Origin of the sequence: Photobacterium lucens (assembly GCF_009873615.1) — a bacterium.
Lineage (GTDB): Bacteria > Pseudomonadota > Gammaproteobacteria > Enterobacterales > Vibrionaceae > Photobacterium > Photobacterium lucens.
Genome location: NZ_SSMG01000318.1, coordinates 1 through 8,892, shown reverse-complemented (window position 1 = coordinate 8,892; position 8,892 = coordinate 1). Strand labels below are relative to the sequence as shown.

Annotated in this window: 9 protein-coding genes; 1 reads left to right on the top strand and 8 read right to left on the bottom strand. The window is 41.6% G+C overall.

From position 1 onward, the window contains the following. Window positions 1-29: 29 nt before the first annotated feature. From pyrF to aroA, 7 genes are all read right to left on the bottom strand, one after another. Window positions 30-740: an orotidine-5'-phosphate decarboxylase gene (gene pyrF / locus E5A76_RS13850; protein WP_161119274.1), complete on the bottom strand. Its 711-nt coding sequence runs from the start codon at window positions 738-740 to the stop codon at window positions 30-32. A gap of 154 nt (window positions 741-894) precedes the next feature. Next, window positions 895-2,064, bottom strand: a complete 1,170-nt coding sequence (gene lapB / locus E5A76_RS13845) for a lipopolysaccharide assembly protein LapB (RefSeq protein ID WP_023932204.1) — start codon at window positions 2,062-2,064, stop codon at window positions 895-897. 6 nt (window positions 2,065-2,070) lie between these two features. Further along, window positions 2,071-2,355 (bottom strand): LapA family protein, encoded by a 285-nt coding sequence (locus E5A76_RS13840; RefSeq protein ID WP_008986715.1) that lies wholly within the window; start codon window positions 2,353-2,355, stop codon window positions 2,071-2,073. A 128-nt stretch (window positions 2,356-2,483) separates the two neighbouring features. Continuing rightward, window positions 2,484-2,774, bottom strand: coding sequence for an integration host factor subunit beta (gene ihfB / locus E5A76_RS13835; RefSeq protein WP_008986714.1), 291 nt, complete (start codon window positions 2,772-2,774; stop codon window positions 2,484-2,486). Between the two features lie 79 nt (window positions 2,775-2,853). Beyond that, entirely contained in the window at window positions 2,854-4,524 is a 1,671-nt protein-coding gene (gene rpsA, locus E5A76_RS13830) for a 30S ribosomal protein S1 (RefSeq protein WP_008986713.1), read from the bottom strand. Window positions 4,525-4,647: 123 nt separating this feature from the next. Then, window positions 4,648-5,325: a (d)CMP kinase gene (cmk, locus tag E5A76_RS13825; RefSeq protein ID WP_008986712.1), complete on the bottom strand. Its 678-nt coding sequence runs from the start codon at window positions 5,323-5,325 to the stop codon at window positions 4,648-4,650. Between the two features lie 204 nt (window positions 5,326-5,529). Beyond that, a complete protein-coding gene (gene aroA / locus E5A76_RS13820; RefSeq protein WP_161119273.1) occupies window positions 5,530-6,810 on the bottom strand; it encodes a 3-phosphoshikimate 1-carboxyvinyltransferase in 1,281 nt (426 codons plus the stop codon). A gap of 161 nt (window positions 6,811-6,971) precedes the next feature. On the opposite strand from aroA, the gene E5A76_RS13815 reads away from it, so the two are divergent. Beyond that, window positions 6,972-7,397, top strand: coding sequence for a nucleotide triphosphate diphosphatase NUDT15 (locus E5A76_RS13815; RefSeq protein WP_053988333.1), 426 nt, complete (start codon window positions 6,972-6,974; stop codon window positions 7,395-7,397). A 308-nt stretch (window positions 7,398-7,705) separates the two neighbouring features. Here the strand turns inward: E5A76_RS13815 and E5A76_RS13810 are convergent, their stop codons facing one another. Next, the gene (locus tag E5A76_RS13810) at window positions 7,706-8,845 is read right to left on the bottom strand and encodes a DUF5666 domain-containing protein (RefSeq protein ID WP_161119272.1); all 1,140 of its coding nucleotides are present in this window, start codon (window positions 8,843-8,845) and stop codon (window positions 7,706-7,708) included. Window positions 8,846-8,892 lie beyond the last annotated feature (47 nt).

Genomic DNA, 8,892 nt, shown 5'->3' with positions numbered 1-8,892 from the left:
GGCTTTTTTAAGATTAGTTTAAAAGAAATTTAAGCTAATGATTTATTAATCTCTGCAAGCACCAAAGCAGGATCGGCAGCTTGTGTAATTGGTCGACCAATAACAAGGTAATCAGAACCTGCTGCCATTGCTTCAATTGGCGTCATAACACGACGCTGATCACCAGCTTCACTACCTACAGGACGAATACCAGGTGTTACTAGTTTAAAGTTTTGACCCAGGTTGCCTTTTAAAATAGACGCTTCTTGCGCAGAACAAACCACACCATCTAAACCGCTATTTTTTGCAAGTGATGCAAGATTTAATACTTGCTGTTGCGGCTCTTGATTAATTCCAATTCCCGCTAGATCAGAGGCTTCCATACTCGTTAGCACTGTTACACCGATGAGTAATGGACGATCCTTTCCATAAGGCTCTAGAATCTCACGAGATGCCGTCATCATACGCTCACCACCGCTTGCATGCACATTCACCATCCACACACCAAGATCCGCAGCCGCTTTTACCGCTTTAGAACAGGTGTTTGGGATATCATGAAATTTCAGGTCTAAAAATACAGAATGACCCCGATCATGCAGTTGACGCACAAAATCAGGGCCAAAATAAGTGAACATCTCTTTACCGACTTTTAATCGGCAACTGCCCGGCTCAATACGGTCGACGAAAGCGAGTGCCTCATTCTGATTATCATAATCAAGGGCTACGATTACTTTAGGGTCTATTACTTTAGCGTCTAGCATTGAGTCTCCTGTGATATCAAGTTGTTTCCTTCTGCGGTCATCCAACCGCGCGCAGATTTTACATGAAACGAAAACGTTTACGAATAAAATTCACGATAAATTAGACATAAAAAAACCAGAACAAAATGTCTGGTCTTTTTATTCTAAACAAGCATTATTCGCCATCCAATCCACGGATTGGTTTAACTAATCCCCAACTCTTACAAGACGGGCATTGCCAATAAAGAGAGTGAGTAGCAAAACCACATTGGCGACAGCGATAACGCGGTTTAATTTTCAATTGTTCACCAACAAGATGACGTAGACTGGTCAGACTTTCTTTGGCTCGACCTTCTTCAGCTTCATCTAAATGGTATTCCATCAGCTGATAAAAGCCTTTCATTGTTGGGTTTTTCTGCAATTGACGCGTCATGAATGTCTGTGCTGACACGGCACCTTCATTTTTTGCAATTTCATCAGCCAACATTAATTCAGCTGATGCTCCTGCCTTCATATCTACACATTGACGTAAATACTTAATCCAGCCAGCTTCATTATTTAGTGCTTCATAACACTCTAATAGCAGTGGCAAAGCCTCGCCAATAAATTCAGCATCTTGCTCAAGCACTCGCTCCAATGTTTTAGCTGCCTGCTTAAATTCTCTATCTTTAATCAGGATCTTTGCCATCGTGATCGAAGCACGAACACATTGTTTATCTACCGATAATGCTTTCTTTAAACATTGCAGTGCTTTGTCTTGATTCTGAGCACTCATTTCAAGCATAGCAAGCTCACACCAGTAGTGTGCTATATCATGCTTGAGTTTTGTCTTGCCCAACTTAACAAGTTGCGTAGCTACATCTATCGCATTTTCCCACTCTCGGGTTTGCTGATAGATAGAAAGCAATTGCTGTAATGCAGGCTTTTTATATTCAGGCTCATCCAACAGTTGCTCAAAGATACGTTCTGCACGATCCAAAAAGCCCGCAACCATATAATCTTTTGCCAACTGCTGTAATGCTAAGTTACGTTGCTCAATCGTCAAATTTGGACGAGCAATCAAGTTTTGGTGAATACGAATCGCACGATCAACTTCCCCTCGGCTTCGGAACAAATTACCCAAAGCAAGGTGTGTATCAATTGTCTCACTATCAACTTGGAGCAGCTCAATAAACAAATCTACCGCTTTGTCTGACTGATCAGACAATAACAGGTTTAAACCTGTTACGTACTGGCGAGATAAATGGTGAGACTGCTCTTGCCGATTGTTACTAGCGCTCCTGTTACCCATATACCAACCATAGGCTGCAGCAATAGGCAAAAGTAGGAACAACAGTTCAAGCATTAATGATTATTCCTTTACAGGCTGTGCGCGTAGAGTATCTAACTCTTGTTGTTGTTTAGTTACTTTCTTCGCTAAACGATTTTTAGCAAAGCGAGCTTTTAGATATAACGTACCACAAATCAACCAGCCAATAATAAAGCCAGAACCAAATGCGATACCTAGAAGTGTGGATAATTGGAATTCACCTTGCGCTACTAAGTAGTCAAAGTTCACTAAAATTTGGTTTTGCGCACCGAGAGCCAGTGTAATTAGGAAAGCAGCAACTAAAACAATTATACCCAAAATCTTCATCGTGAATCCTCTCACTCAATCAAGTTATGATCCTTTGATTATGCAGTAATTTTACTCATCAGACCATAATCAAAAGACATAAAAAAACGGCATACTGAGAGTATGCCGTTTTTTTGTTCTATTCGCGGTTATGCAGCAATTGATGCATTAACACGGTCACGTAATTCTTTACCTGGCTTGAAGTGAGGAACGTATTTACCGTCTAGCTCAACTTTATCACCAGTTTTAGGATTACGACCTACGCGAGGAGCACGGTAATGCAAAGAGAAGCTACCAAAGCCACGGATCTCAATGCGATCGCCTTCAGCAAGCGTGTTCGCCATATTTTCAAGGATGTCCTTGATTGCATCTTCTACTTGTTTAGCAGAAAGATGTGTTTGTTGACTACATAGTCTTTCAATTAATTCAGACTTTGTCATAAACACTCCGTTTTAGTAAGTTTCTCAATAGTATAGCCGTTTAGAGGGAAAAAGCTAAGCCATTTCCCTCTATGCTCAATTATTCGCCTTTAGCAGCTTTGAAAGCGTCAGCCATAGCATTACCGAACGCAGCATCGTCTTGCTTGTTCAGAGTAGCCATTGCTTCTTGCTCTTCAGCAACGTCTTTAGCGCGTACAGATAGGTTGATTACGCGGTTCTTACGATCAACGCCTGTGAATTTAGCTTCAACAGAATCGCCAACAGAAAGAATTAGAGTTGCGTCTTCAACGCGGTCAACTGATGCTTCAGAAGCACGTAGGTAACCTTCAACGCCTTCAGCTAGTTCGATAGTTGCACCTTTAGCGTCAACAGCAGTAACTGTACCAGTTACTAGAGCGCCTTTCTTAGTGTCAGCTACGAAAGAGTTGAATGGGTCTTCTTCGATTTGCTTAACGCCTAGAGAGATACGCTCACGCTCAGCGTCAACTGCAAGAACTACTGCAGAGATTTCGTCGCCTTTCTTGAAGTCACGAACTGCTTCTTCACCTGAAACATTCCAAGAAATGTCAGATAGGTGAACTAGACCGTCGATGCCGCCTTCAAGACCGATGAAGATACCGAAGTCAGTGATAGACTTGATCTTACCAGTAACTTTGTCGCCCTTAGCTTGCATTTCTGCAAATGATTGCCATGGGTTAGCTTTACACTGCTTAAGACCTAGAGAGATACGACGACGTTCTTCGTCGATATCAAGAACCATAACTTCAACTTCGTCACCCACGTTAACAACTTTAGATGGGTGGATGTTCTTGTTAGTCCAGTCCATTTCAGAAACGTGTACTAGACCTTCAACGCCTTCTTCGATTTCAACGAAACAGCCGTAGTCAGTTAGGTTAGTTACGCGACCAGTAAGCTTAGTGCTTTCTGGGTAACGCTTAGCGATAGCAACCCATGGATCTTCGCCAAGTTGCTTAAGACCTAGTGATACGCGAGTACGGTCACGGTCGAACTTAAGAACTTTAACAAGGATTTCGTCACCAACGTTAACGATTTCAGAAGGGTGCTTAACACGCTTCCAAGCCATGTCAGTGATGTGTAGAAGACCATCAACACCGCCAAGGTCAACGAATGCACCGTAGTCAGTAAGGTTCTTAACGATACCTTTAACTTCCATGCCTTCTTGTAGAGAAGCAAGTAGTTCATCACGCTCAACGCTGTTCTCAGATTCGATAACTGCGCGACGAGAAACAACAACGTTGTTACGCTTCTGGTCTAGCTTGATTACTTTGAACTCAAGTTCTTTGTTTTCTAGGTGAGCAGTGTCACGAACTGGACGTACGTCTACTAGTGAACCAGGTAGGAACGCACGGATGCCGTTAAGTTCAACTGTGAAGCCGCCCTTAACTTTACCGTTGATGATACCAACAACTGTTTCAGCTTCTTCGTAAGCTTTTTCAAGCTGGATCCAAGCTTCGTGGCGCTTAGCTTTCTCACGAGAAAGTTTAGTTTCGCCGAAACCATCTTCAATCGCGTCAAGAGCTACGTCGATCTGAGCACCAACTTCGATTTCTAGTTCGCCAGCAGCGTTCTTGAATTCTTCAGCAGGGATAGAAGACTCAGATTTAAGACCAGCGTCAACTAGTACGTAACCGTTTTCGATAGCTACTACAGTACCTTTAACGATTGCACCTGGGCGAGTTTCAACTTGGTTTAGCGACTCTTCAAAGAGTTGAGCAAAAGATTCAGTCATTTAATTAATCTTCAATATGATAAACAACCATGGGTATCCTACCGCATGGGGTTGATAATAAAGTCAGTTATCTTCCATGACACTGACGCCATTTAGCTGTTTTCACAACTAAACATGGATTCGTTATTTTAGCTTAGCATCAACATGCGCTAAGACTTTCTCAAGTACTTGTTCAATCGATAATTCCGTTGAATCGAGTACTAATGCGTCATCAGCAGGACGTAAAGGGGCTACAGCACGATTGCGATCGCGGTAGTCTCGCTCCTGGATTTCGCTTAAAAGGCTGCCAAAGTTAACATCTAAGCCTTTTTTTTGCAACTGATTCATACGTCGAGTTGCACGTTCTTCTGCGCTTGCGTCAAGGAAGATTTTCACTTCCGCACCAGGGAATACAACTGTTCCCATGTCGCGACCGTCAGCCACAAGGCCAGGCGCCTCGCTAAATGCACGTTGACGACGTAGCAATGCTTCACGTACGCGAGGTAATGCAGCAACTTTTGATGCGGTATTACCTACTTCTTCAGTACGAAGCGTGTCAGAAACATCTTCACCTTCAAGAATAACCTTAACCAACTCACCTTCTGCAACAAACTGTACGTCTAAGTGTGCAGCCAGTGGGACTAAAGCGTCTTCTGATTCGATATCAACACCATGATGAATAGCAGCTAGCGCTAGGACACGGTAAATTGCACCAGAATCTAATAAATTCCAGCCCAGTTTTTCTGCTAACAGCATACATAGCGTACCTTTACCGGCACCGCTTGGACCATCAACAGTGATGACTGGAGCATGAGTAGACATAGGTTTTCTCCGATGTAGTTTCCGTAATAGATGAAAGCAACAATCAAAATATCTCTGCGCCTTCAAACGGTGGCACATTATACGGAAAAAAAATCACAATTTATAGTGTAATGTCTTTAGGTTATGTTCCTTTTTACGCCAATGAAAAAGCCCAATGCAAGAACATTGGGCTTTTAAATCTGTAATCTCAGTTATCAGACGATTTTAACGACTTAAGGCACTTAACTTATCGAAATAATCAGGGAATGTTTTCGATGTACACTTAGGATCGTTAATTGTCACAGGCGTATCACTTAATGCCACCAGCGAAAAACACATCGCCATACGGTGATCGTCATAGGTATCGATGGCTGCATGTTGCAAGTGTAATGGTGGAACGATGGTGATGTAATCCTCACCTTCTTCGACTTCAGCACCTACTTTACGAAGCTCTGTTGCCATTGCAGATAAACGATCAGTTTCCTTTACACGCCAATTATAAACATTACGAATTGACGTTGTTCCTTTTGCAAATAACGCTGTGGTTGCAATTGTCATTGCCGCATCAGGAATATGATTGAAATCCATATCGACAGCCGTTAACTCTCCGCAACGTGAAATCACGTAGTCATCGCCCCACTCTATCTCTGCTCCCATTGCAGCAAGCGCATCAGCAAATTGAATATCACCTTGGATACTCTTTTTACCAATTCCTGTGACTTTTACCTCACCACCTTTAATCGCCGCAGCAGCTAAAAAGTATGATGCTGACGACGCATCACCTTCAACAAGAAAGTCACCAGGAGAAACATAGTGCTGATTACCTTTGACAACGAACTCTTGGTAATCACGGTTTTCAACTTCAACACCAAATTGCGCCATGATATGAAGAGTAATATCAATATAAGGTTTTGAAACTAGATCGCCTTTAATACGAATAACGGTATTAGCTTGTGCCAATGGTGCAGCCATTAAGAATGCGGTTAAAAACTGGCTTGAGATTGAACCATCGATCTCAACTTCTCCACCTTTAAGCCCAGTACCTTTGATTTTTAGTGGTGGGTAATTTTCATTTTCTAAATATTCAATATCCGCACCGGCACTGCGCAATGCATCAACAAGGTGACCAATTGGGCGCTCTTTCATACGAGGCTCACCGGTTAATACGAACTCACCGCCACCTAAACATAAAGCAGCAGCTAATGGACGCATTGCTGTTCCCGCATTCCCTAAATACAATTCGAGTGCTTGCTCTGGTGAAAATGCATGACCTAAACCTTGAACTTCGCATACGGTTTTATCATCTGATAATTGATAATTAACGCCCAGCAGCTTTAATCCGTTTAGCATATGGCGAATATCATCACTATCTAATAAATTAGTTAAACGTGTTGTCCCCTTTGCTAACGCAGCCAATAAAAGGGCACGATTTGAAACACTCTTTGAGCCCGGTAAATTCACTTCGCCATTAATCTTAGCGATCGGCTGTAACGTTATACTTTCCATTGATTATTCATCCAATCCTAATTCTTTTAACCTTTTTGCAGATTAACTAATATTGCATCAGTTAGCTAGTACCAGTTTATTCCTAGCTATAACAATAACGACCTTTCAATGATTATTTGGTAAAATCAATAAGATGCTAAGTAAGACAAGGATTAGTAAAGATGACAGCGACACCAATGGTCGGTATTGGCATTATTGTTGTTAATGAGCAAAACCAAATTCTGATTGGCAAACGAAAAAACAGTCATGCTCCTTATTATTCCATCCCTGGCGGTCATATGGAGATAGGTGAGACTTTCAGCCAATGCGCTATTCGTGAAGTGGAAGAAGAAACAGGCTTAATCATCAACAATCCAACTGTTATTGCCGTAACTAACAACCTTGATACTTATAATGAGTGCGGTAAGCATTATATCAGCGTGACGCTACTTGCTACGTCTTACCATGGTGAATTGCAATTAAGAGAACCAGATAAATGTGAAGGTTGGCAATGGGTAGACCCACACAATGTTCCTAGTCCCCAATTTGATGCCAGTGAACAAGCCATTCAGTGCTATTTAGAAAATCGTTTCTGTATCAATGAATAAAATAAAAGCACCACGTGGGTGCTTTTATTATATATACCCAAGCGACTTCAATATGCCTGATTCAGAGCGAAGTCACTGAGTTGAATTCAAGGAAGGCAACGAAGCGGAATAGCATGCTCTTTCCAAGTTGTCTGACGCAAGAGGTCGGCTCAGTGACACACTCCCAAAGTGCGAGCGTCCTTAGCTCTCAGACTTTGTTAACGATTCTCAATGTAGAACCACTATATCTACGAATCGTTGCCGCGCCTGAGAACTAAGGTCGTCTCGCTGAACACTGCATCTTGAGGTTGCTTGGATATAGAGCCTAATTAATAATCTTCACGCTCAATTTCACGTGCGACTTTTTTCCCATCAATGATCACACCTTCAACATCGATGTATACACCATTTAAAGTTTCTAGTTTTAAGTTGTCTTCAAACTCAGTGTAAGCATCAACATAGAATGTTTCACCAGCGATTATGAAGTGATCGTAGCCAATTGAAGATACATTACCTTCACGTTCAAACTCATGCCAGTTACCCGTTTCGCCACCAAAATCACGATCAAATTCGATTTCTTTCGCAACTCCGTTAACTGCAGTCACTTCAACAAGCTCACCTGCAACTAAATTAGCTTTATTACCATCTTCAAAATGAGTTTGTGAATTGACAACAAATCGTCCACGGGCATTTAACTCAAACTGAGATTTATCACTGTTTACCCAAGTCACAATACCTTCAATCTCATGATCATTGTCCGAAGAATCATACGTTTCTACTTCAACTTCAGTTGCATGAAACTCTTTATTGATCATTTGGCCTTTCACTTCAACCCACTGGCCATTCATCAATGTAGCGTTGTCTTCAATAACCTGTGGAGTAAAGAAAACGGTTGTACTTGCACCTAGTTTGAAAGTGTTTGTATTTTGATCTAAATCGCTTAGTCGACCTTCAATTTCATATTGACCAGCAACATCATCTTGCTCGATTTTAACTACTGATAAAACTTTATAACCAAGGCCATCAGCTGTTGCTTGTGGCAGTGAAGACACCATCACCCAATCATTAACATCAAACTCAGCATTCATATCAAACGTTAACGTTACGCCATTTACCACAAAGGTTTTACGATCATGGCTAATCGATGAAATCATACCAACCATTGTTGGTTCAATAGACACCACAGCACCGCTTTTGGTCAGTGTTGATACTTCAACCATCATATTTTGTTTGAGGTTATTAATAGATAGCTCATTGCTACCGTATTGAACACGCTCAACCTGATATGTATGTCCGTTAACTTCCACTGTCTTGTTGGCATAGTTAACTTGATTAATAGCACCTTGTGCAGCTACAGGTTTTACATCTACAACTGGTGGAGGTGTTGGCTTACTTTCATCACTACCACCACCGCCGCCACAACCTGTCACGACAAAACCAACCAACGCTGCTAATACTAACTTTTTCATCAACTAACCTTATAATTATGAATATTGTTTTATTGATAAATAGAATA

Coding starts and splice junctions, on each gene's coding strand:
- pyrF (WP_161119274.1), bottom strand. CDS start 740: ATGCTAGACGCTAAAGTAATAGACCCTAAAGTAATCGTAGCCCTTGAT.
- lapB (WP_023932204.1), bottom strand. CDS start 2,064: ATGCTTGAACTGTTGTTCCTACTTTTGCCTATTGCTGCAGCCTATGGT.
- E5A76_RS13840 (WP_008986715.1), bottom strand. CDS start 2,355: ATGAAGATTTTGGGTATAATTGTTTTAGTTGCTGCTTTCCTAATTACA.
- ihfB (WP_008986714.1), bottom strand. CDS start 2,774: ATGACAAAGTCTGAATTAATTGAAAGACTATGTAGTCAACAAACACAT.
- rpsA (WP_008986713.1), bottom strand. CDS start 4,524: ATGACTGAATCTTTTGCTCAACTCTTTGAAGAGTCGCTAAACCAAGTT.
- cmk (WP_008986712.1), bottom strand. CDS start 5,325: ATGTCTACTCATGCTCCAGTCATCACTGTTGATGGTCCAAGCGGTGCC.
- aroA (WP_161119273.1), bottom strand. CDS start 6,810: ATGGAAAGTATAACGTTACAGCCGATCGCTAAGATTAATGGCGAAGTG.
- E5A76_RS13815 (WP_053988333.1), top strand. CDS start 6,972: ATGACAGCGACACCAATGGTCGGTATTGGCATTATTGTTGTTAATGAG.
- E5A76_RS13810 (WP_161119272.1), bottom strand. CDS start 8,845: ATGAAAAAGTTAGTATTAGCAGCGTTGGTTGGTTTTGTCGTGACAGGT.